Source organism: Caballeronia sp. SEWSISQ10-4 2, from assembly GCF_030464885.1.
Lineage (GTDB): Bacteria > Pseudomonadota > Gammaproteobacteria > Burkholderiales > Burkholderiaceae > Caballeronia.
The window spans coordinates 114,080-136,845 of sequence record NZ_JALPRJ010000003.1 but is presented as its reverse complement, the minus strand read 5'-3'; the positions used below and the strand labels follow the sequence as shown (position 1 = coordinate 136,845).

17 protein-coding genes and 2 pseudogenes are annotated in these 22,766 nt (G+C 55.7%); 12 read left to right on the top strand and 7 right to left on the bottom strand.

All coding sequences use genetic code 11. From position 1 onward, the window contains the following. Positions 1 to 1,622: 1,622 nt before the first annotated feature. From M0D69_RS03280 to M0D69_RS43680, 5 genes and pseudogenes are all read right to left on the bottom strand, one after another. Positions 1,623 to 2,186 (bottom strand): hypothetical protein, encoded by a 564-nt coding sequence (locus M0D69_RS03280; protein ID WP_301780643.1) that lies wholly within the window; start codon positions 2,184 to 2,186, stop codon positions 1,623 to 1,625. A gap of 55 nt (positions 2,187 to 2,241) precedes the next feature. Next, positions 2,242 to 3,216, bottom strand: coding sequence for a hypothetical protein (locus tag M0D69_RS03275; RefSeq protein ID WP_301780642.1), 975 nt, complete (start codon positions 3,214 to 3,216; stop codon positions 2,242 to 2,244). 5 nt (positions 3,217 to 3,221) lie between these two features. Next, entirely contained in the window at positions 3,222 to 4,829 is a 1,608-nt protein-coding gene (locus M0D69_RS03270; protein WP_301780641.1) for a CHASE2 domain-containing protein, read from the bottom strand. A 6-nt stretch (positions 4,830 to 4,835) separates the two neighbouring features. Beyond that, positions 4,836 to 7,112 carry a caspase family protein gene (locus tag M0D69_RS03265; protein ID WP_301780640.1) on the bottom strand — a complete coding sequence of 759 codons (2,277 nt, stop codon included), beginning with the start codon at positions 7,110 to 7,112 and terminating at the stop codon, positions 4,836 to 4,838. 408 nt (positions 7,113 to 7,520) lie between these two features. Beyond that, a pseudogene (locus M0D69_RS43680) lies at positions 7,521 to 7,601 on the bottom strand (hypothetical protein); the annotation flags it as partial. Between the two features lie 48 nt (positions 7,602 to 7,649). Here M0D69_RS43680 and M0D69_RS03260 point away from each other — a divergent pair. Further along, a complete protein-coding gene (locus M0D69_RS03260) occupies positions 7,650 to 7,916 on the top strand; it encodes a hypothetical protein (RefSeq protein ID WP_301780639.1) in 267 nt (88 codons plus the stop codon). Positions 7,917 to 8,276: 360 nt separating this feature from the next. On the opposite strand, the gene M0D69_RS03255 is transcribed toward M0D69_RS03260, so the two are convergent. Further along, a complete protein-coding gene (locus M0D69_RS03255) occupies positions 8,277 to 8,906 on the bottom strand; it encodes a transposase (protein ID WP_301780638.1) in 630 nt (209 codons plus the stop codon). A 144-nt stretch (positions 8,907 to 9,050) separates the two neighbouring features. Between M0D69_RS03255 and M0D69_RS03250 the strand changes: the two genes are divergently transcribed. Then, positions 9,051 to 9,383, top strand: a complete 333-nt coding sequence (locus M0D69_RS03250; protein ID WP_301780637.1) for a LysR substrate-binding domain-containing protein — start codon at positions 9,051 to 9,053, stop codon at positions 9,381 to 9,383. A gap of 72 nt (positions 9,384 to 9,455) precedes the next feature. Here M0D69_RS03250 and M0D69_RS03245 read toward each other — a convergent pair. Beyond that, a pseudogene (locus M0D69_RS03245) lies at positions 9,456 to 9,740 on the bottom strand (IS5/IS1182 family transposase); the annotation flags it as partial. 645 nt (positions 9,741 to 10,385) lie between these two features. On the opposite strand from M0D69_RS03245, the gene M0D69_RS03240 reads away from it, so the two are divergent. From M0D69_RS03240 to M0D69_RS03195, 10 genes are all read left to right on the top strand, one after another. Continuing rightward, positions 10,386 to 11,915 carry an AMP-binding protein gene (locus M0D69_RS03240; protein WP_301780636.1) on the top strand — a complete coding sequence of 510 codons (1,530 nt, stop codon included), beginning with the start codon at positions 10,386 to 10,388 and terminating at the stop codon, positions 11,913 to 11,915. 94 nt (positions 11,916 to 12,009) lie between these two features. After that, on the top strand, positions 12,010 to 12,855 hold the full coding sequence (locus M0D69_RS03235; protein ID WP_301780635.1) for an AraC family transcriptional regulator: 846 nt from the start codon (positions 12,010 to 12,012) through the stop codon (positions 12,853 to 12,855). A 328-nt stretch (positions 12,856 to 13,183) separates the two neighbouring features. After that, positions 13,184 to 13,975, top strand: a complete 792-nt coding sequence (locus M0D69_RS03230) for an SDR family oxidoreductase (RefSeq protein ID WP_301780634.1) — start codon at positions 13,184 to 13,186, stop codon at positions 13,973 to 13,975. Positions 13,976 to 14,117: 142 nt separating this feature from the next. After that, entirely contained in the window at positions 14,118 to 15,146 is a 1,029-nt protein-coding gene (locus tag M0D69_RS03225; RefSeq protein ID WP_301780633.1) for a glutathione S-transferase N-terminal domain-containing protein, read from the top strand. A gap of 142 nt (positions 15,147 to 15,288) precedes the next feature. Next, positions 15,289 to 15,762: a MaoC family dehydratase gene (locus M0D69_RS03220; RefSeq protein WP_301780632.1), complete on the top strand. Its 474-nt coding sequence runs from the start codon at positions 15,289 to 15,291 to the stop codon at positions 15,760 to 15,762. Positions 15,763 to 16,068: 306 nt separating this feature from the next. Continuing rightward, complete coding sequence (locus tag M0D69_RS03215) at positions 16,069 to 17,604, top strand: class I adenylate-forming enzyme family protein (RefSeq protein WP_301780631.1); 1,536 nt, start codon at positions 16,069 to 16,071, stop codon at positions 17,602 to 17,604. A gap of 34 nt (positions 17,605 to 17,638) precedes the next feature. Beyond that, positions 17,639 to 18,415: an enoyl-CoA hydratase/isomerase family protein gene (locus M0D69_RS03210; RefSeq protein WP_301780630.1), complete on the top strand. Its 777-nt coding sequence runs from the start codon at positions 17,639 to 17,641 to the stop codon at positions 18,413 to 18,415. A 237-nt stretch (positions 18,416 to 18,652) separates the two neighbouring features. Then, entirely contained in the window at positions 18,653 to 19,807 is a 1,155-nt protein-coding gene (locus M0D69_RS03205) for a CaiB/BaiF CoA-transferase family protein (protein WP_301780698.1), read from the top strand. 101 nt (positions 19,808 to 19,908) lie between these two features. Continuing rightward, positions 19,909 to 21,111 carry an acetyl-CoA C-acyltransferase gene (locus tag M0D69_RS03200; RefSeq protein WP_301780629.1) on the top strand — a complete coding sequence of 401 codons (1,203 nt, stop codon included), beginning with the start codon at positions 19,909 to 19,911 and terminating at the stop codon, positions 21,109 to 21,111. A gap of 333 nt (positions 21,112 to 21,444) precedes the next feature. Then, the gene (locus M0D69_RS03195; protein ID WP_301780628.1) at positions 21,445 to 22,659 is read left to right on the top strand and encodes a porin; all 1,215 of its coding nucleotides are present in this window, start codon (positions 21,445 to 21,447) and stop codon (positions 22,657 to 22,659) included. Positions 22,660 to 22,766 lie beyond the last annotated feature (107 nt).

Below are 22,766 nucleotides of genomic sequence, written 5' to 3'. Positions count from 1 at the left end.
CGGTAAGAGTTGGCCGCCGATTGCCAATAGCCCATCTCGAAGATCAGGCCCACCACAAGAACGAGCGCGCTACGCAAAGAGATTCGGTTTGCTAATCCACGTATGTGCGTTAGGGTACAGACCCAGCCAAATACTGCTACGAAGCTGTACCTTATGGTGGGAGTTTTGGAAATCTCGAAATATCTTCTGCCAACTGGTTCGTGTTTTGAGAGAACCAAGGTCTGGAGCATGGTTTCTATCGGGAAAATCAACAGGGGTACAGTTGGTCGCGTTCTAGCGACCGGCGCAGCTGAAAAATTTGCAAGGCTAGCGATACCGGTGCTCGCGAAGTGCGGATGCACGATTCGGAGGCTAGTTCGCAAACCGGAGTAGGCGGACGCGTGCATCTGCTGGGAGCGGCGGAGGTTGCGATCGGTGACCTCTATGATGAGGCAAGCAACGAGCGGCGCTTGCAGGGGCTTGGTGAGGCCAACAGCGCGTTCTATATCGCTCCGGTATTGCGCCCAAATGAGGCCGCCGTCAGCATAAGTAGGAAGCGGCAAGCCACTGGTATCTAAATTCGTTTATAGACGTCTCATCCCTTGACTTAACGAAAACCGAAAGACTATAGGCGCGTGCTATGCGACACGAAAACTTGCGCACAATGAAGCATAGCCCGCGCGGTTTGCCGCCGGAACTTGTTTCGGACGATCGAGCATGAGCGGTCAGCACGATGTAGTGGTATAACGCCGCCGTCAAACAACAACGCCTGCGTGTGCTCGTTCAAAGTGAGACGTTGTCGAATGGATGGTTCGGCTATGATGCCTCTAGTCTCCCAACGGAGACGCTCGGACATTATTCGCAGAAAAACGCAATGGAGTTCATCATGTTGTTCGTTTTTTTAGGATGCCGGGTTTACCAATTTCGTGTAGCAATCCGCGCAAACTCACTTTTTTTGCAAGAAACTGTTGTTCGCCAAACATCTGTTGGATCCGCATCGCACCATGCTCCGTAGAGAAACGGTCCAATAATCTGTATTCCTCTATTTTACAGTTAGGTCGATAGAACTGGGAATCTGTATAGTCGCGAACAAAGTTAGTCACAGCGAAGACACGGTGCCCTCAAAGCAGGGACGACCTTTTGCCTAGAAAATCAGGAGCGCTCGGGGAGATCTGAACAAATTCAGCATAGCGGTGAGCGCCAGCAATTGCTTGGCAACCGGCATTGTGCAAGGCGTCGCGGCGGAAACTTTTCGTTTCATACACTGCGTAGCCCAAGTCGCCGGACGCGGACAGGATTGGCAGACGCTCGCGGCCGCCGATCTTAAACGTTTGATCTTGCACACAGGCGGTGATTCGCGCATTGATCTGTCCAACCGGAGGTTTGGGGGCGTTAGCATCTCCTCGAATTTACTCGCGGGAATAGTAAGGGCATCGGCCCGATCACAACGATCGAGACCGGCTCGGCTTGAGCCGGTGGCTGACTCATGAGCATTCCGGCAGCCGCCGCTGCTGCTGCATTAATAATCAACGATACTCTTTTAATCATTTTTCGTTTCTGGTTCATGTTCGCGTAGAAAAGACGGGACTGCGCAACGGATGTGCTTCAGGCCGTCATTGCCGCGCGCTGCGAACTGATGCGCATCACTTCGGCTTGGCGTCAGCCGGTTTGCCGCCTATCCACTGACCGGTGTAATCCGCAACAACCGCTCCACTTTGCGGATCGTAGAGCACTCCATGCCCTTGGCCCTGTGGATAGGTGCCTCGAATTTGCCCCGTATATTCAAAGATCTTTTGGCCTGCGCTGTCACGGTTGATCGTTCCCTGGCCGCCCGTCCTGCCGCTCTCTGCGTCATCGACTTCCAAACGCGTATGGACGCCGTCCAATATCACATCAACTACCGCGTGTCCGTTAAATAAGCCCTTTGTAAAGTTGCCGAAAATCACTTTGGTTCCGCTATAACCGGAATGGATCGTGGCTGTGCCGGGGCCCGTTACGAATCCGTCCTTACAAGCGCCAGTCCATTCGGCCTTGGACCCTCCCATTGCGTCGTAGATGTAAAGCCAGCAGTACTTGCCTGTCACCTGAACCCAAGTTTCGGTGTATGGGTCAATACCTGGTGGACGTGGCGCGTCCTGCGCGACGACGCATACAGGTATTGCACATGTAGCAAGTAAGGTCGCGCAAGCAAGTCTGATTTTCGGCATGGCCAATCTCCAATAAGTAGAAGTCTGTTTCTGCGGTCCCGCCATTGATCATGAGTCAGGGCTGGCACTCCGGCACGTCTCCCCAACGCGCGAGCCATTCTTTCGCAGGTGCCCACTTGCAATCCATCGCGGCAACGTTCTGCATCGCCTCGAATGCCCAGCGGCCGCGATCCGTGGCTGATAACCAGGTTTGGTAGTAAAGGGCGCGCTCGTTGTCGGGCAACGATGCACTCTCAAGCGTCGCAGGCATGCCCGGTACTTGCGTTACTGCGATGAGGCTTGTTTCTGTTTCGGCCGTGCCGTTTGCATCGACGACTGAGAGGCGGTAGCGACCGGGAAAGAGGTGCGTGCGGGGTAGCGTGACCGAGCATCGGCTCTGAATGTTCGAAATTTCTGCTACGGGGGTGCCGTTGTCCACAGGGCTCAGTCGGACCACAAATGGTGCGGCGCCGCCGTGCCACGCTACGAACAAAGCGCGATCACCGGACAGGATTTCCGACTGATCTGCCGCGAAAATCGGAACGTCAAACTTGGTTGGTTCGTCTGTCTTTCCGCCGGTGTTGTAGCAGGTCTGTTGGTCAAAGGCACCTTTGCTAGCAGTAAGCGTCAAACCGTTTTCGCTTTGATCCGCTCCCTTCAACTGAGCTTCAAACCAGGCACCCAGGGCGTGAGGCAGGCCGGACAGTGCCGGGCGCCGGACGACGTAATCAGGCGAAGCATCTGATGCGCCGTGTGAATGACTCCGCGCGCCTTCCACCAGATTATCCGCAATGTATCGCAGCGTTACGACGCCATTGGAGTCGCTCACGTAAATCTGATCGTCCGGATACAGGGGAACGCTGTCATTGGCTACATTGACCCATTGACCATCTCGCTTGATGCGTACGACATCACGGATTTTCAGGCTGTTTGGATAGACGTGTTCGATGTAGGCGACGGGTTCCGCAGCCGCTAACGCGTCGCGCGCCGCACCGAACCATACGGCCAACATAGTGAACACGAAGACTGCCAGCAATCGGATCTTTCGCATGGTTATCAGCCTGAATGGTGTGTTGCAGAGTGGTTTGCCTCGTGAGCTTGTCGCCATTTGCGGTACACAAGATATTCTTCGAAATTCGATACGATTCGGTGGACATACATAGCGAGCAGAGGCGTCGAGAATTCGAACCAGTAACCTGAGCGTAGGACCGCCAGATTCAGAAGAATCAGAAGTGGCACGAACGTGACCAGTATCAAGACCCCGCCGACCCACGAATCCGCCCGCGCGAACACCAGTCCAACAACCACAATCAGCACGATGCTGCTCAGCATTTCCAGATACTTCGGCAATTCCCTGATCGGGCCGAACGTGAGCAGCGACTGCAGTGCATTGGCGATAATCATGGAGCCAGGCATCGCGCCGAGGGGCGTGGAGTGCCAGTCGCGCGCGGAGTCGGAAGATTGACCGATTACAACGATACGTCCGCTCAAGTTTGCTGGGACGTGCGCATCGTGCTGGAGCACCTTCAACGCAGACAACACGCTAATTCCCGCGGCTTGAGGGGGATATCGCTCCTGGTAGAGAATCCGGCTGGAAGGGTCGAACCGGGGTATGCCATTAATTTTCGGTTCGTCTATTCCGGACTCAGCTTCGTTTCCAAACAAGTGCGCCGTCTCACGTCGCCAGTCGCTGTCCGGAGACTCTTCCGGTTCTTTTCCAATGCCCTCGGGAGCGGTCAGGCAAACGCCGCCCGGCTTTGTCGATGTCTGAGCGGGGCGGCCGTGCTCGAGTCGATACACGGCGAGCTGGACGGAGGGAATCACCGTCCAGCGGCCGAGCCCCGTATTGTTGCCGGCAACATCGTTCGAATCCGGCTGACAGCCTGCGCGCCATAGCAACCAGCTGCGCACCACCCCGTCTGTCGATACCTCGAAGTAGGGCGCGGCGTAGTCCAACTTGCCATGTGACGCGGACACAATTGGATCAAGGATCGACGGTTGCCACACCGGAGCAAGCCGGTCAGCGAAAACCAATGGGCGGCGAGCGGTTTTCATGAACAGAATATGCTGTTCGGGTTTCAGGCTGGGAACGAGTTGCTGGATGCCAGTCTTGAACACCTCGTCCTCGTTGTCATTCGGCGCCTCAATGGTTACGTCGACCAGGACGAGTCGCGCGCCGGAGCCCGTTGCGTAGCTGATCAGATTCAACAGCGGGGCGCGCGCCGCGCGATAAGGGCCATTGCCCCACTCTGGAGACCGCCATGTCTCTTCATCGATATCAATCATCGTTACTGGCGGGGCACCTCGCGCCACACTTGATTCGATAGCAGCATTGCCGCGCATAGCCGCATCCATCGCCCAATTTTTCATGCCAATCGCCAGACCGTGATCGCCGGCGAAGCTGAGTAAGAAGTCGATGCCAAGGCCAATCGCGATATTGACAATCCAATGCGTTTTCCAATGATCGATGGCATGCCATCGATCACGCGCATGGGAAGCCAATGAGTGAGTGGATTCTCCAAGGTGCTCTACGTGATGCTTGGACCTTCGTCTTATGTCGAGGAGCAGGTCAGCTGGTTCGCGTGGCAAACGAGCTACCAACGCGCCAAGGCGCCTGATGGTTGCTATGAACCGGGTCCAGTGGCTTGCTGTTGAAGGTTTCACCGTATGTCAGCGGGTAGCAAGCGTGAAGTCTTCGAAACCCCCTGTCGGCATGATAAACAGGGGGGCTTGACGCTGTTCGGTCATGACCGGTACACGTTTGCTCACATAACGTCCGAGATCAAGAACAGTGATGGTGCCGGACTGCTCCGGATCCGCCTTTGCGTCGACGATGCCTTCCAGAAGTGCCTTGGTAAATGCACCGTCGCCCCACTTGGCGTCCTCGTATGATGGCTGATCTGCCTTGGCGGCGGTCAATGCCACGACCCCGTACTCCGAACGGCCGAGAGTCGTGGCGAGCGATTCCCCATTCGATGCGCTGAGATGACCGCCGACCGCACCGCCCGAGTAGCAGGTATCGATCAGGAATATCGCTTTGTTTCCGGCGCCTGCGAAGGTCATCAGCGCCTGGCGAATCTGTCTGTAATCCACGCCCGTATCCCGTGGCTGATTCGGATTGAATTCGGTTGGTGCGAAGAAATAGTTCTGGTCGGGTGTTTGAAATCCATGCCCCGAGAGAAAAAGGATGCCAACGTCGTCTCCGGTCACCTGACCTTGCAGCCACGTCAAGCCCGCCTGAATCGCGGCACGCGTTGCTTCGCCGTTGACGAGGAGCTTCGTATTGACGCTCTCGTAAGCCTTGCCCTGCTGAGATTGCATCGCAGCCACGAACTGTTGAGCGTCGTGATCTGCGAAATTAAGCTGCAGGTCGGTGCGCTGATATTGTGAAATGCCAACGGCCAGAATGAACAGACGTGGTTTGTGCGCCGCCGCGGTGCCCTGCGCGCCGCTAGACAGCGAAGCCCCACCGCCCCATGAGATTGGAATAACGAGTGCCGGAGACGTGCCGTTGCGGTTGTCCGCATAGAGTTCGATTGTCGAGTCGTGCGGGGGCAAACCTGTCACGGTCAGATGATGCACGCCGTCGACAGAGTCACGTTCGGCAGCGCGTGCTCGCGGTTGCCACTGCCCGTTCACTTTCACTCTCGGCTCACCCACTATTTCTGAATTGTTCGATGCGTTCACTTTGTAGTCGAGCGAAATACGGTCCGAGTCGAATCGCTGCGGCGCTAAGACCAGTACCAGCGCTGGTGGGAGTTGAGTAGCAACAACGGCTGGCGTGACGCGTTCGTCTTTGCGATCGGATGCGGCGTTGGCGAGGCGTAGCGCCTGATCTTCGTCGAACGTTTTGAGTAACTGCGAAATGACATCAGGACGTCGCAGAGTGTCGGCGAATCGCGAGGCCGGATAGAGATCAGGTGCCTGGCTTGCGCCGCGGCTGACAAGCCATCCAATGAGATCCTCGCTGCCGGGAGCCGCGTCGTAATAGCCGGATGGCGTCCAGAGGACCCAGCGCTTGCCGTCAGGTTGGACGAACAGCGCAAGCAACTCCTGACCATCGGTGGCGCGATACCAGCGTATCGTGCCGTCCGCGTTGCCGGTCACAACCATGCGGGCATCACCCGACAGATTGGCCAGCTGGACGGAAATCGGAGAGGGGCGATTCCATATCCTCGAGCCATTCGTGTCCGAAAGACCGAAGCTAAAAGGGCTACCAAGCAGGACGCGCGTCGCCGTGACGACAGAGTAATTGCTACCCGAATAAGCGCTGCTTGAAGTCGAGGCGACTGGCGCGACAAGAGTTGAGGGTATCGTGGTCGCTTGCGTGAGCCTGCGCGTCGCCAGCGAGAAGATGACGGGGTTATTCCCGAAGCGCGCGAGCCCGAACGATACCGTCATGCCATCCGCGGAAATCCGGAAATTTTTCTGCCCGTCACGGAAGTCTGGAAGCTCGGCTGCCTTGTCGAGTGTATTCGGTCCGGCGTCTGCTACACCCCAAGCCGAACTGAGAGCGACGTAGGCAACGCCCTTGGGCAAAGCTTTCATGCCGGTAATCATCCATGGCGCCGAGACTGGCACCACTCGTTCTCGCCCGTGTCCGACGTCATCCCATGCGGAGATGTGCGCATTTTGATCGCGGTTGTAGCCGGTGGCGTACAGCGTCCGCCCGTCGGCGGACCATGCGAGCCGGCTTGTGTCTTCTGTGTTGTAGTTGGCTCCGCTTGTCGCTTCGCTGGCCTCGGCATTGATAACGAACCTCGCCGACAGATCCTTTGCGGCCACGATGTCTATCTCGCGCCCACTTTGTCGGCCAACCGCCAACTGTTTGCCGTCAGGCGAGAAACTCAACACGATACGTTGCGTCCGTCCAGGCTGAGCGCCCTGCGCGGACGCTTGAGCAAGCGGACGAAATTTCTCGTCGTACAGCTTGACCGTGTCGTGCATGTCGGCAGTCGCGAAAAGGCCGCCGCGACCGAACGCGATATCCACGATCAGGTTAGTGCGATCCTCGGGCTCGCTTCGAACCAGCTCCCACGTCGAGGTACGCCAGACGCTAAAGCCGTGGAATGTTACTGCGGCGACAAGGCTTGCGCCGTCAGGGGAGAAGGTCAGCGCTCTGGCTCGTTGCGGCATGCCGGGGATTTCTCTGATCACGGCGCCCGTCGATGTGTCGAACAGCAAAATGCCATATGTTCCGGCGCCGACGTCGTGAGTCGACGTGCCGGTGACGGCCGCGATTCTTCCATCGGGCGACAGCGCGCCTACGTCGAGGCCGGAACTCGACGGATCGTTCGAAATGACTGGCGCGCGCAACACACGAAGTAGATGCCCTTGGGGGAGCGACCAGAGACGCGCGGTGCCGTCGCTCGATGCAGTCAGCGCCAACCGACCCGCAGCGTCGGTGTCAATCGACGTTACCGGTCCCGAATGCATTTCCGTGTTAATGCGCAACATCGGCTGCACAGCGGTGGACGAGGCCGCATGGGCGAATATCAAGTCTCCGAGCATCCATACAATCAGGATTGTCGCGACCATTTTCCAACTGCCGGAATGCGTTTTCAATTCGCTACCTCATTCGATCTCGACTGCGTGCGGTGCGGGACTCATTTCGGAGTGGTGCGTGAGATATTCGAAGGCTATGTGAACAACGAAGCTGAATGGACAGCAGCGCCTGCTCGCGATCCGCCTAATCATGGCGAGAAAGGAACGTTAGGTAAATCGAGGACTACAGTTTTCAGAAGCCGTTAACCCTTCAGTAATTTGTTGCGATCGCCGGAAAGGTTGGTTCATAAGCCATGCGGTTGCTGTGCAACTTCTTCAAGCGGCGGCTGAAGCGAGGTCAAGCATATCCAGCTGCTTTTGCCACAAATGTTCGGAGCCCCACATGCAGCGTCACATGTCGACTGTAGCGAGGCGCTTTTCGAGACGATTAGTCGCGCAAACTTAGGGAAGACAGATGGTCGTTATTTAAATGTTGGTAATTCGAATGAAAACGAAAGAAATATCCTCATCCGGCCGAGATGTGCCAGAAGCGGTCGATCAACGGACTAGCTAGGCCGATTGAATGCATGCTTCCAGCGAGCGCCACGGGCCGCTTCACGCCCTGAGTCAGTCCGTAGGCTTGCAGAGGGGGGGCGTGAGGTTTGCGAGAAGGGGTGAGCCTCGTTTCCGCAATGCGTTTAGATAGACGCTTTCGTCGTATCGTGTTCCAGTCTGCCAGTAGCGGTAGAGGATGCGTATCCATTTGAATGCCAGCGCCCGAACGGCAGCCTGATAGGAGCTGCCTTTCGCGCGCTGCTGTCGGTAGAAAGCGCTGGCCCAGAACGATTTGTTGATGGTCTGACCGGCCCATTCGACGAATGTCTGACGCAGGAATTTTGGGCAATGCCGGCGCCAATGTACCCAGCATTTCTTGCCGCTGCGCTGCGTGACCGGTGCGATGCAGGAGTACTCCTGCAATTCAGCCGCATTCTGGGAGCGGTCATGCTGCTTACCGAATGCAGCAAGCAGGCGAGGCGTCAGATGCGGACCCGCACCGGGCAGAGATTCAAAGAGAGCGAAGTCGGGTAGCGTGTGCGCAACTGCCGCAATCTCCTTGTCGAATACATCGATCGCATCGAGTACTGTTCGAAGCTGTGTCACCAGCATCAGGGCGTGTAACCGGTACGGTGAGACGATACCGGGATCGTCGGTAAGTGCGATGGCACGGCGGATCGATTCCAGACGCGTTTCGATCAACCGTGGTCGCCGGCAGTTATGCGAATGGAAGAACGTCTCAAAGGTCTTCCGGTGTGCGTGCCTGACGGCTGACAGTGTCGGCCACCGGGAAATGAAGTCGCAGAACAGTACCGTGTCGATACCCGGGCTTCGTTATGGAGCCATTTGTCCGGCAGGTTTGGGATCCCCACCGCGTGGAAGTTCAAGCGCGGGGTCGACGAGATCGTCATTGATCTCGAACCGCGCTTTCTGACCGACGAAAACGAAGGTTCCGTAGCGGCGGCAGCGGCGGGCATTGGCATTACCTCCACGAGCGAGTGGGCGTGTCGCCGCGAACTGAAAGACGAATCGCTCGTCAGGTTGCTAGTGGACTGGGAGACGGTTGACATCCCGGTTCACGCTTATTTCCCCATGGGGCGTGCGACGCGGGCCGCAGGCCGCGCGGTCGTAGAACACCTCGCCGCGAGTTTTCAGCGCGACGAGCGCTTTTCTGTCTGACCGAGTACTCGGGACGCGCCGTTTCATTGGTGGCTGAGGCCTCAGCCAGGACTGCCTCGTCGTCTATGCATTTTCCGCCAGGCTCATGACTTCGGTGAAACATTCTTTCACGACATCATGTTCCAGTGGCATGCGCTCGCTACGCACCGAGTAGGACACCTGCAACAGCAGCGCACAAAGCAGCTTCTTGGGGCGATCGAGGCCCGGCCGCTATCTGCATAGGTGACGCTGAAAGTCCCCGTTGAGCTGTTTCAAGGCTTCGTTGACCAGCAGTCGGATTGGTCGCAGCGAGTGATCCGCTGAAACGAAATCCTCCAGCTTGACCGTCAAAGACAGAGGTTCTTGCATCTCATTCATTTCGCGCATCGCATCCGCACCAAGGATCATGAAAACAATATTCATATCGCCTGTCCCTCAAACCCCGTTTACACGGGATCCAAACTCAACAGCCTGCTAGACGTTCTGATTGCGCGTGCCGGATGGCGACACGTTTCGCCTCGACCTTCGAGTTCGACGTTCGACGACGACCGCTGACGGCGATCACTCACCTTCGATCTCTTCAGGACTTCGACCGCACGGGAAAACCCCTGTATCGCGCTGTATCCGTTGATACAGAGTTTTGACTCAGACTTGTCAAACTAGTCAACAGTGAGACGCGTTGCTCGGCGAATGTTGTGTCTGTGGCAGGGCACAATTTGATTTCGTTCGCATAGCGTAATGTACGGGTTCTTCTGCATGGCGACGTTAAGATTAAAAGGATAAGTCGTGGGTAAAGGGGTGCCACCTGGGAAGGTTGGCAGCAACAGCACGAAAACGGTTGGAGACGCTAGCATGACCGGGACAGGCATTGAGTTCTATGAGTTTCTCGACTACCGAAATACGTCGGCACTGGTCTTCGCCAAGGTTTCGATCCTGACTCGGTCAGCTCATCCTGGCCCGGGGTGAACACACCTCCCCAAAGCCCTCGAGTGTTTCGCCGACAAGAATCATTTCGGAGTTTCTATGTACAAGCCACTAACCATCAACGATTTTCTGGACCGTGCGCTCGCCGCGTACTCCGACCGCATTGCGATAGTCGATGAAGAGGTTCAGCCCGCCAAGTCTTGGGGCGAGATGACTTACGCGGAACTCGGGCGTAAGGCTCGCGCGCAGGCCGCAACCCTGGACGAGATGGGAGTTCCCGTGGGTGCTCGTGTTGCTATCGTTTCCCAGAATTCTGCGCGACTTATCTGTACCTTCTATGGAGTGTCAGGGTGGGGCCGCGTTCTCGTGCCGGTGAATTTCCGCCTCGCCCCTGCCGAGATCCGTCACATCATGGCCCACTCGGGTGCGGAGGTTCTTTTGCTTGACCCTGAGTTCCGGCATCTTGCGGAGCTCGTCCCATGCCAGAGAACATTTGTGCTTGGGGACGACGATGACAAAATCTGGAGCAGCGCTGCGGACCCAGTGCCGTGGGTCGAAGATGAGATGGCCACGGCCGTCATCAACTACACCTCGGGAACCACAGGGCAGCCAAAAGGTGTGCAAATGTCGCACCGGCACCTATGGCTAAATGCGGCAGTGTTCGGTTGGCAGACGTCTGTCTCTGATCGGGATGTTTATCTGCATGCTGTTCAAGCATTCCACGGAAACGGGTGGGGGCAAATCTATGCCGCTACTGCGATGGGGGTCAAGCACGTAGTTATGAGGAAGATGGATGGAACCGAGCTCCTCAGGCGTGTCCAGACGCACGGCGTGACGTATCTAGGTGCTGCCCCAGCTGTGGTGACGGCGATCCTTGATGGAGCAAAGACCTGGAATGGTCCGATTCCCGGACACGGTCGCTTGCGTATGATTTGTGGGGGCGCGCCCCCACCGACCCGAACAATCCAGCGCGTGCGTGACGAACTCGGCTGGGAGTTGATCCAGGTGTATGGCTTGACGGAGACTAGTACCTTACTTACGTTCAATCGCATGCGTGCAGAGTGGGATAATCTGGACTCGTTTGAGCAAGCCCGGTTGCTTGGACGCGCGGGCGTACCGACTCTCAATGTGAAACTGAAGATTGATCCCAGCGGAGAATTGCTTGCACGCTCTAGTCGAATTCTCGACTCATACTGGAACGACCCCGAGGCAACTGCCAAGGCGCATGATGGCGACTGGTTTCGAACGGGTGACGGTGGATTCATTTCAGACGGTTATCTCACAATTACCGATCGAATCAAAGACATTATCGTTTCAGGTGGCGAGAATGTTGACTCCGTTGAGGTAGAGAACGCGATGACGGCGCACTCTGCTGTGCGCGATGTCGCGGTCATTGGCATTCCAGACGAGAAATGGGGCGAACTTGTTACTGCGCTCGTCGTTCTTGAAGCTGGTCAAAACGTGACTGATGCGGAGCTTATTGCACACTGCCGTCAACACGTGGCTGGGTACAAGTGCCCAAAACGCGTCGAATTTCGCAATGAACTTCCGCGAACTGCTAGTGGCAAGCTACAGAAATATCTACTGCGCAAACCGTATTGGGAAAGTCTCTCGCGTCAAGTCAATTGACATCTGCGCTTCGACACTTGAAGTCTAACAGGCAGTCAAATTTCGTGCGTTTAGCGGGGCACTATTGGGCGTGATCTTAATGAGGAGAGGGCCAATGTTGCGCTCCAGTAACGTATTGCAAGAAGAGGCACTCGACACTCGAAAATGTTGGCGCTTGAAGACGCAGGCGGACATCGTAATGTTCCATGGGTACTATGATCAGGAGTTCATTCCTCACTCGCACGACGTGATGACGGCAATTCTGGTGACCGCTGGGACTGTGAAGGTGACCGTTGACAGAATGATTCAGCGCGTAGGCGCGGGGCAAATGATTCTGGTCGGCGCGCATCAAGTCCAATCGGCATATCCCGTTGATGGAAACGGTTGGAGAATTCGAAGCCTGCATTTTCCTCCTAGTTTGCTCGTCAAACATGACGATGCGTGGCGAACTGCGAAGGGCGTGGTTAGCTTTGCTAATCCCGTATGCGGGAACAGAGGTCCAGACGCTGCGTTGTTCTATGATCTCCACCGCGCTTCAGAAGCGACGGAGCCGGCGGCGCAACAAGAACGGCTGTTGCAGCCACTGATCCATTGGTTTTTAGAAAATACCGATTCGTTCGGGCCACGGATGCCGTGGGTCGGGCACCCGGATATACGCCTCGAACGAGCTAGACACATACTGGCCAGTACCCTGTTCGAAAGAACAATGCTTGACAGTGTTGCCGAGCAGGTTGGATTTTCGACGTATTCGCTTATTCGTCGCTTCACGGAACGCTATGGTTTATCCCCTCATGCTTGGCGTATGCAAGCGCGCGCCGGGGAGGCCGCAAAACTTCTTATTAAAAAGGACGCCATATCGAATGTTGCAATGAAATGCGGTTTTTCTGACCAATCACATCTGACTCGTATTTTCAAGAAAGTATATGGAGTAACTCCCGGTGAATACAGCTTGATGGATTAATTAGAGTCTGTCTGAAATTTTTACTAGACGTGATTTACGACGTGACAAATCCGCGAATCGAAGAGACCGAGTGCCGTCGTAGCACGCTCCTCGTTCCGCGGGTCGAGAACGATCAGAAACTTGCTGGGGCTGACTTTTGATTACCTCGCGACCGTATTCGCTGTTCTTGATGTAGCGAATAGATACGTTCTTAATCGGTGCCGTGTCCGTCGCCGACATCGGGGTTTCTAAGCTTCCTAAAGTTCGTCGAGATAGGCGGTTCGGCCAACGTCGGTGCCCGTTGTGGGGTCGACAGTCTGAGCCATTCAAGTTCACTTTTGAGAACAATATGTCTGACAAGAAAAAACATCTTAGCGACCTCTTTGACCTCTCAGGTCGCCTAGCCCTCATTACTGGTGGATCACGCGGGCTTGGCCTTCAAATCGCCGAAGCGCTCGGTGAGTTTGGCGCGCGCGTCGTGTTGGTTGCACGGAAACAGGCTGAGTTGGACGAGGCGGTAGCCGCTCTTGTCGCCGATGGGATTGAAGCGGACGCTATCGCGGCTGACTTAAATCTTGAAGGAACTGCCGAGACGCTCGTGGAGGAGGTCATGCGTCGCCACGGGCGAATCGACATTATTGTAAACAACGCTGGCTCTACTTGGGGGGCGCCCGCGGAAGACTATCCGACCGACGGATGGGAGCGCGTGATGCGTGTAAATGTAACTGCACCTTTCGCATTAGTACGCGCGGCGGCGAAGGAGGCCTTCTTGCCGAACGGACGCGGTGTAGTGCTAAACATCGCTTCGGCCGAAGGGCTTGGCGGTCATCATCCACAGATGATCGGCACCATTGCCTACAACACGGCGAAAGGTGCAATCGTGAACATGACGAGGGCGCTTGCTGCGGAATGGGGACCACGAGGTATCCGCGTCAACGCTTTGGCACCAGGCTACTTCCCGTCGAAAATGTCGCGGGTGACTATCAGCCAGCATGGTGACTACCTGTTAGCTCAAACACCGCTTGGTAGATTTGGCGGAGAGAACGACTTGAAGGGGGCTGCATTACTCCTTGCTTCCGACGCAGGTGGGCATATAACGGGGCAAATTCTTGTCGTCGACGGCGGTGCCATTGTGATCTAGGGGGTGTTTCGAGCATTGACTTGATTCTGGTTGATCCGCGGGATGTTACCAACGCGACCCACTAAGAACATCACTAACGATTTCCGCATTCGGGACCGATCGTCAAAATAGGTCGTAGCCAGATAAACGAAGGAGCCTCTTCATGACGCAGACCGATCGTATTGCCCTGAGTGGCGCCCCAGGATCACCCTACACACGCAAGATGCTGGCTGTGCTGCGCTATCGTCGTATTCCTTATCGACTTTTGATTACCGGCAGCGACATCACTGCCAGTCTGCCAAAGCCAAAGGTCGAACTGATGCCGACTTTCTACCTGCCTGGTCTTGGCGGAGTGCTGGAAGCTGTCGTGGATTCCACCCCAATCATCTGTCGACTCGATGCTGAGCGAAAGGGTCGCAACGTCGTCCCAAACGATCCAGCACTTGCGTTCCTGGATGCCTTGATCGAAGACTATGCCGACGAGTGGCTGACCAAGGCGATGTACCACTATCGCTGGTCCAACGATGAGGATATAGACAAGTCGGCTCGTGTTTTGCCGCTATGGCATGGCGTGTCGATGTCAGACGAAGCGTATGCGGCATCGGTCAGGAGATTCTCCGAGCGCCAAATCAATCGGCTCTACGTTGTCGGATCAAATGCGGTCACAGGTCCGGTGATTGAGGCCAGCTACCGCCGGTTTCTTGAAGCGTTCGAATCGCATCTGAAACTACAGCCTTTCATTCTTGGCCACCGTCCCGGTGCGTGCGACTTTGGTGTCTATGGTCAACTGACGCAGTTGGCCGGCTTTGACCCGACATCCATGGACCTGACCCTGAAGATCGCGCCTCGCGTATTCGCGTGGGTTGGTCTGATGGAAGATCTGTCAGGGCTGGAACCAGTAGACGGCGACTGGATGAGTTTGGACTCAGTCCCTGCGACCTTAATCGATTTGTTAAGCGAGATCGGACGCGTCTACCCACCCGTGATGCTAGCCAACGCTCGGGCATTAGCGCTCGGCTCCGATGCCGTCGAGACAGAGGTCGATGGCAAGCCGTGGATGCAGGTGCCGTTTTCGTATCAAGGCAAGTGTTTGAAGTGGCTCCGGGCTGGACACGAAGCACTGTGGGATGCTGATCGCGCAACGGTCGACAAGATCCTTGCGGGAACAGGTTGCGAAGCCTTGTTTCGATAAGACCGGCTGGGACGCAGTTAGGAATTGAGAGAAAAGATTTCACGATTGGAGAAATTTCAAGCCCGTGATATCGCGCATTCTGTGCGCCTGAAGATGTTCCGCTGTCGCTCAAACAACGAGCGAAACACCGAAGGAGTCAAAGATGGAACAAACCGACAACGTGATACGAGTCTCCGATATCAATTCTCTTCGGGCCTTGGTCGACGCAGCACCGCTCAAGAGTGACTGGGTCAAAATAGATCAAGCGCGCGTCAACGAGTTTGCTGACGCGACGGGAGACCATCAGTGGATCCATGTCGATCCCGAACGCGCTGCGCGCGAATCGCCGTTCGGCGGGCCCATAGCGCATGGCTTTCTGACGTTGTCGCTGATTGTCGCACTGCTCGGCCGGACGATCGAGCTGCGGCAACGGGCGGTTGTCAACTACGGACTCAATCGCGTGCGTTTCACCGCGCCGGTGCGTGTGGGTACGCGTGTGCGTGCCCGCTTCCAGGTGATGAACGTGACTGATGTCGAAGGCGGAGGTGTGCAAGTGCTGTGGGACGTGACGCTCGACATTGAAGGCGGCGACAAGCCAGCATGTGTTGCCGAGTTCATTACCCGGCATTATTTTTGACGCTGCACAAACAGCGCCACTTGCCGCTTACAGGCGTCCGGCCGCGCTGTGCTCCCTCTAAGCGCAATCTTTCGAATTGGGCAATGGAATGTAGTCGATCAGCTAGTCGCGGAAGCCAAATTTGCAAGATCGCGACGTTCTCGCGGACAAGTAGCAGGACCTGAATATTTTTCACTAAGCGGGCCAAATCCAAAAGATGCGAGTCAGTCCGCAATTTCATTCAAGACAGGGAAGAATCGTTGGTCCATATTGAATCAGATATCGCGAAAAACGGACGCGATGAATTCTAAAAACATGGGAGACGCAATGGAACACGGGATTTTTTCGGTGGACTGGATCGCCCATCATGCGAGGGTGTCGCCGGCCAGTGTCGCTTGTGAAGATGTGAGTTCGGGACGCGTGCGTACGTACGCTGAATTCGATGATCGGATTGCGCGCTTGACGAACGGATTCGTGACGGTATTTAACGCCCTTCGGGGCGATCGCGTGCTCGTTCTTTCGCGCAACGATACTGATGTCCTTGAAATACAGTTCGCCTGCATGCGGACAGCAACGATTTTTGTGCCTTTGAACTGGCGACTGTCGATAAATGAATTGCAGTCGATTGTGGCTGACGCGGAACCCGTCGCTATTTTCTACGGAGCAGAGTTTCGAAGCGTGGCTGAAAAGTTAGCCTCGACTGCTTCGGTCAAGCACTCGATTGAAATGAGGGCTGGGGAAAGTAGTGAATATGAATCGTTCTTAAATGTCGAACCGATGCGGGAAAACTACGGAGCCCGCAAGGAAGAGGACATCTGGGCTTTGCTCTACACATCGGGAACAACTGGCCTTCCGAAGGGAGTGCAGTTCACCTACGGCATGCAGTTGGCCGACGCTATTGCTATGGGTTCGGCGTTCCGCTTGAGCGCCGACAGTCGCTATCTGGTCATGCTGCCACAGTTTCATGCTGGAGGCTTGCTGCCCTTTACCAATCCCGTGTTCTTTTTCGGGGGCACCAACGTCGTCGTTCGCGACTTCGAAGCGAGCGTGGTGCTGCAGCTTCTGATAGACCCAAAGAGACGCATAACACACACGTTAGGCGTTCCAACGATTCTCGAGATGCTGCTCAAGGAACCCGGATTTGAAAGACTTCGTTCGGCGTCGCTTCAAGGATTCGCTTGCTCTGGAGCTCCCTGCGCTGCCTCTACGATTGAACGATATGCTGACGTGGAGGTGCCGGTGCGGCAGTGTTGGGGCATGACAGAGGCGGGGCGGTTCTCACTCGTTTCGCCGCTTGCGATGCCGGCTCAAAAGTATCGTTCGGCCGGTCTTCAAAGCATATTGGCTGAAATAATGATCGTTGGTCCGGATGACGAGCCCGTGCCAAATGGCACGCTTGGTGAAATATTGGTGCGTGGGCCGACCGTCACTTCAGGATATTGGAAAAGAGATGAAGCGACTCGCGAATCATTTACTTCGTCTGGATGGTTTCGCACCGGTGACGTTGCTTATCGAGACAATGAGGGTTACTTCTATATTGTAGATCGCCGGAAGGATATGTTTATCTCAGGTGGCGAGAACGTCTATCCGGCCGAAGTGGAGCGCGTTCTTGGTCTTCTGCCTGATATAGCCGAATGCGCTGTCGTGGGGATACTCGACGCTAAATGGGGAGAAGTTGGTCGCGCTTTTATCGTCCGGCAGCAAGCAAGTACGATCGAATCACAAGATATCCGCGCCCACTGCGAGGTGCATCTTGGTAGATACAAAATTCCAAGTGAATTCGTGTTTGTGGACACACTGCCACGGAATCCCACGGGGAAGGTGGTGAAGTCGAAACTGCGGGACAACGTGAAAGCAACCTGAGACTTCTCGCCGATCAAAAAGTGGAGAAAAGGACATGAGCCAGATAGCATATTCTCGGCATGACCGGGTTGGAACGATTGTAATGGGTCGAGGGCCAGCCAACGGTATCGACATCAGCTTCGTGCGAGACTTCGACGCGGCCATTGAGGCTGCCGAAAGAGACACGGATTGTTTAGTTGTAGTTGTCCGCAGCAACCTGTCGGGATTTTTTTCCGGCGGCGGAGACGTTAATCGATTCCGAGAGAATGCGCCGCAACAGAACACGGAGATGATTGCATTTCTGCACGAAACACTCAGCAAATTGACGCAGAGCGAGAAAATCTACATTGCAGAAATCGACGGTCATGCTCTCGGTGGCGGCTACGAAATCGCGTTGGCTTGTGATTTGCGTTTCGCGTCCACAGGGAATTATCGAATTGGCCTGCCGGAAGTCAAACTGGGACTATTCCCTGCAGCCGGAGGTACCCAGCGTCTCGCTTCTCTGATCGGTCCCGCCCGAGCGCTGGAGTTCATGATTACCGGGACCACGGTCACAGCCGAAGAGGCGCTCCAGCTCGGATTGGTAACTCGTCTGTTCACTGAGGCGGAGCTCACTGAGCAGACGCTCGCCTATGCCAAGCAAATGGCGTCAGCGGCGACGCCGGCAATAAGTAAAATCAAGCGTTCGATTTATGACGGCTTTTGTTCACAGCTGTCTGTGGGTTTCGCGATGGAGAGGCGACATATCGCTACGCTGTTCGCTTCCGAAGATGTTGCAACGCGACTCACGGCGTTCATCGAACGAAAGAAATTGAGCTCTGCGAATCGGTGAGATCTCATCAACTCAATGCCGACTAGTTCGATCCGAATTTGCATTGGACGAGAAGGAAGAATCACCGGACAAGGGAAATAAGACGATGGATACCTGGATGCGTGATTGCGTGACGGTCGTAGCAGGCGGTCGCGTTGACATGGCTCGAGACCCCGGGCTTGCTCGAGATGAGATTGAGACTGATGAGAACGATTTGCTCGGGATAGTCGGACGGCGCGAAGGAGGGATTTGATCGTGATGCGCACAGGACCTCTTGCGGGATGCAAAATTATCGAAATCGCCGGCCTCGGTGCTGGGCCTCATGCCGCAATGATGCTGTCGGACATGGGGGCTGAAGTTATTTGTGTGGATCGCACCGAGTCTGCGGGCCTCGGGATCGAGGTCGAGGCTAAATACAATCTTGTGCGTAGGGGAAGAAGGTCAGTTGCCATTGACCTGAAGAAGCCTGAAGGACGCGAAACTGTCCTGCGCTTGATCGCAAATGCTGATGCACTGATTGAGGGCTTCCGCCCGGGTGTCATGGAACGTCTGGGTCTCGGGCCCGACGTATGTATTGGGAAGAACCCGCGCCTGGTGTATGGCCGCATGACGGGATGGGGGCAGGACGGGCCATACGCAGCAAAAGCCGGTCACGATATTAACTATATCGCGCTCACCGGTGTGCTTCATGCAATTGGTCCGCCAAACGGCAGACCTATCCCACCGTTGAACTTGGTCGGCGATTTTGGAGGGGCCGCTTACCTGGCGTTCGGAATTGTTTGCGGTCTCCTTGCCGCTAAGCGCGACGGTGTTGGACAGGTAGTCGATGGAGCCATGGTCGACGGCGCCGCTAGTCTTCTTACGATGGTCGTGGGGTTCCTACAGGCGGGCGTTTGGAGCGAGGAGAGAGGTGCAAACACCTTCGACGGTGGTGCGCCTTTTTATAGAACGTACGAAACGGCAGATCACAAATACGTTGCGGTTGGGGCCATTGAAAAGAAATTCTACGACCCCCTCCTTGCACATCTGGGTCTTGCTCAGGACCCTGACATGCAGCCACAGAATGACCGTTCGAAGTGGCGAATACAGGAGGAAAAAATTGCAGCAACAATTGCTAAACACACGCGAGACGAGTGGTGCGAAATTTTCCAGGATAAGGACGTTTGTTTCGCTCCGGTCCTGTCTATCACTGAGGCTTCCGAACATCCTCATATCAAAGCACGGAAAACGTACGCCACTTTAAAGGGCGTAAGTCACCCCATGCCGGCGCCGCGTTTCAGCAGAACCGTTCCGCAGACGCCCGATGAGCCCTGTAAGCCTGGACAATACAGTCGGGCGGTTCTCGCTGACTGGGATTTTTCGCTGAAAGAGATTGACTCCCTCATAAAGATCGGTGCTGTTTTCCAATGCTAAATACGAAATTCGTGTGACGTCGGCGCTCCGAAACATCACCGTAGCGGCGACCCTGTGAAACCCATTTGGTGACGGGTGGATTCTGCCCGAAGGAGATCCATATGCGCGAAGCAGTAATTGTATCAACGGCCCGTACCGCGATCGGAAAGGCATATCGCGGCGCCTTCAACAATACCCAGGCTCAGATGCTCGGTGGCCACGCCATCGCCCATGCCGTGGGACGCGCCAACGTAGCGGGCGAAGAGGTCGATGACATAGTTATGGGCGCTGCCATGCAGCAGGGGGCAACGGGGTATAACATCGCTCGGCAGTCCGGGCTGCGTGCTGGACTACCAAGTACGGTCTCCGCACAGTCCATGGATCGGCAGTGTTCGTCAGGCCTTATGGCGATTGCGACAACAGCAAAGCAGATCATAGTGGACGGTATGAGCGTCGTAGTTGGTGGCGGCGTCGAATCGATCTCGCTCGTGCAGAACGAGCATATGAACACTTTCCGTGCGCAGGATCCTGAATTGCTGATCGCGACTCCGGGAATGTATGTCACGATGATCGAGACCGCCGAGGTCGTCGCCGAGCGCTATAAGGTTAGCCGCGAATCTCAGGACCAGTATGCGCTCCAATCCCAGCAACGCACGGCGCAGGCTCAGGCGGAAGGCCGATTTGATCTGGAAATCGTACCAATGACCACTACCATGCTGGTGGTGGACAAGGGGACCGGTGCCCAGAGCTTTCGGGAGGTGACCCTGTCAGCTGACGAGGGCAATCGTCCACAGACAACACTTGGCGATCTTCAGCGGCTTCAGCCTGTGTGGAAGGGCGGCGACTTCGCCAAGGAAGGCAGGAACATAACAGCCGGCAACGCTAGCCAACTCTCTGACGGAGCGTCGGCGGTCGTGCTTATGGACGCAAAGCTGGCCGAGCGCCGAGGTCTTACGCCTCTCGGTGCCTATCGCGGCATGGCCGTCGCAGGTTGCTCGCCTGAAGAGATGGGAATCGGTCCAGTTTTTGCCGTACCCAAGCTGTTAAAGCAGCATGGCCTGACCATTGACGACATTGGAATCTGGGAACTCAATGAGGCGTTCGCGAGCCAGTTGCTCTATTGCCGTGACAGGCTGGGGATCCCTAACGAACTGCTCAATGTGTCGGGCGGCGCCATCTCGATCGGCCATCCCTATGGCATGACGGGTGCCCGAACGACAGGTCATCTCCTGATTGAGGCCAAGCGGCGTAGCGCTAAGTACGGCGTGGTCACCATGTGCGTCGGTGGCGGCATGGGCGCCGCCGGCCTGTTCGAAATTTTTTGATACCCCGGCCCGTGGGATCGTGCCGACAGCGACTGGACTTTGCCGTGCTAATGGTTGGTTGGCTGCCGGCAACCTCTTGGGCCTTATCGATGGCGAACGTTTCAATACGTTCGGCTCAGCTTTGGATACCTGCACTCCCCGAAGCGATGAGGCGCCAGATCTACGACCCAGACTGGCGTTGGCTTCGAGCACGGGTTCTGATCGTCGCGTTCCGGGAGTGATGTACCGGGAGCTCCGGGCGGTTCTTCGATTTTCGTGGGTCGAGTGACATCGTAGTCAAGATTGCTATCATCATTTTAAATTAGTAATACTAAATAATTGGAGACTCGTAATATGAAAAGGTCATTTGGCATGATTGTAGCCATAGGTGCATTTGCGAACGTGGCCAACGCTCAAAGTAGTGTCACCCTGTACGGTCTTATCGATGAGAGTTTTGAGGCGGTCAGCAATGTCAAAACAGCCCCCGGAGAGGGCAAAGCACTGTACCAACTGGATGCGACAAGTGGCCTTCAAGGTTCGCGATGGGGATTGCGAGGCGCTGAAGATTTGGGCGCCGGATTGAAGGCGATATTTGTATTGGAAAATGGGTTTGAGATCAATACAGGCAAGTTGAATCAGGGCGGCGCTGAGTTTGGTCGACAAGCGTTCGTCGGTCTCTCGAGCACAGGTTATGGATCCATTACACTGGGTCGACAATATGACACTTTGGTGGATCTCGTCTCACCCTTCGGAGCAGCTGAACAATGGGCGAGTCATCGCGGTTCTCACCCTGGCGATCTGGACAATTTGAATAACTCTGTTCGGACGAACAATTCAATCAAATACAGCAGTGCGAGCTATGGCGGGTTGATTTTTGATGGCTTGTATAGCTTGGGCGGTCAGCCTGGATCGATTTCGCGCAATCAGGTCTTTTCGTTGGCCGCAGCATATACGAATGGACCAGTCGCGTTCGGCGTGGGCTATTTGAACGTCCGCAATCCGAATAACTCGTTCTTTGGCGATAACCCGAGCGGCGGCGGTGTGACGGTTAATAACATGTCACCATCCACCAATCCGGTCTTCTCCGGCTATGCATCGGCGCACACCTATCAGGTGATCGCGACGGGTGGATCATACGCATTTGGCGCCGCCACCGTCGGCGCGACATACTCCAACATCAAGTTCATGAATCTCGGAGATACGGCAACGTCGGGACCGAATCCACTCGGCTACGCTGGGACTGCCACGTTCAACAATGCCGAAGTGAGCGGGAAATATCAAATGACACCCGCGTTGGTGTTCGGTGTTGCCTATGATTACACGAGAGGCAGCGACGTCAGCAGCACCCTTGCTACGGTTCACGACGCCGGGGCCAGGTACCATCAGTTTGCGTTAGGTGCTGACTACTCTCTCTCGACGCGTACCGACGTTTATATTCTCGGTGTCTATCAGAAGGCAACCGGTGTGGACTCGACTGGACAAGTGGCGGTTGCCAGTATTACCAGCGTAACTGCAGCGGCGGGAAATCACGCTGCACTCGTCCGACTTGGTATGCGCGTAAAATTTTAGCCAACTTCGCAATGAGACAGCGAGCGGCTGCCATGGTCGCTCGTTTTCAGCGGAACGCTATCGGGTATCGTAGGGGTGTTAGAACGAATGGCACTTACTTAAGCCAG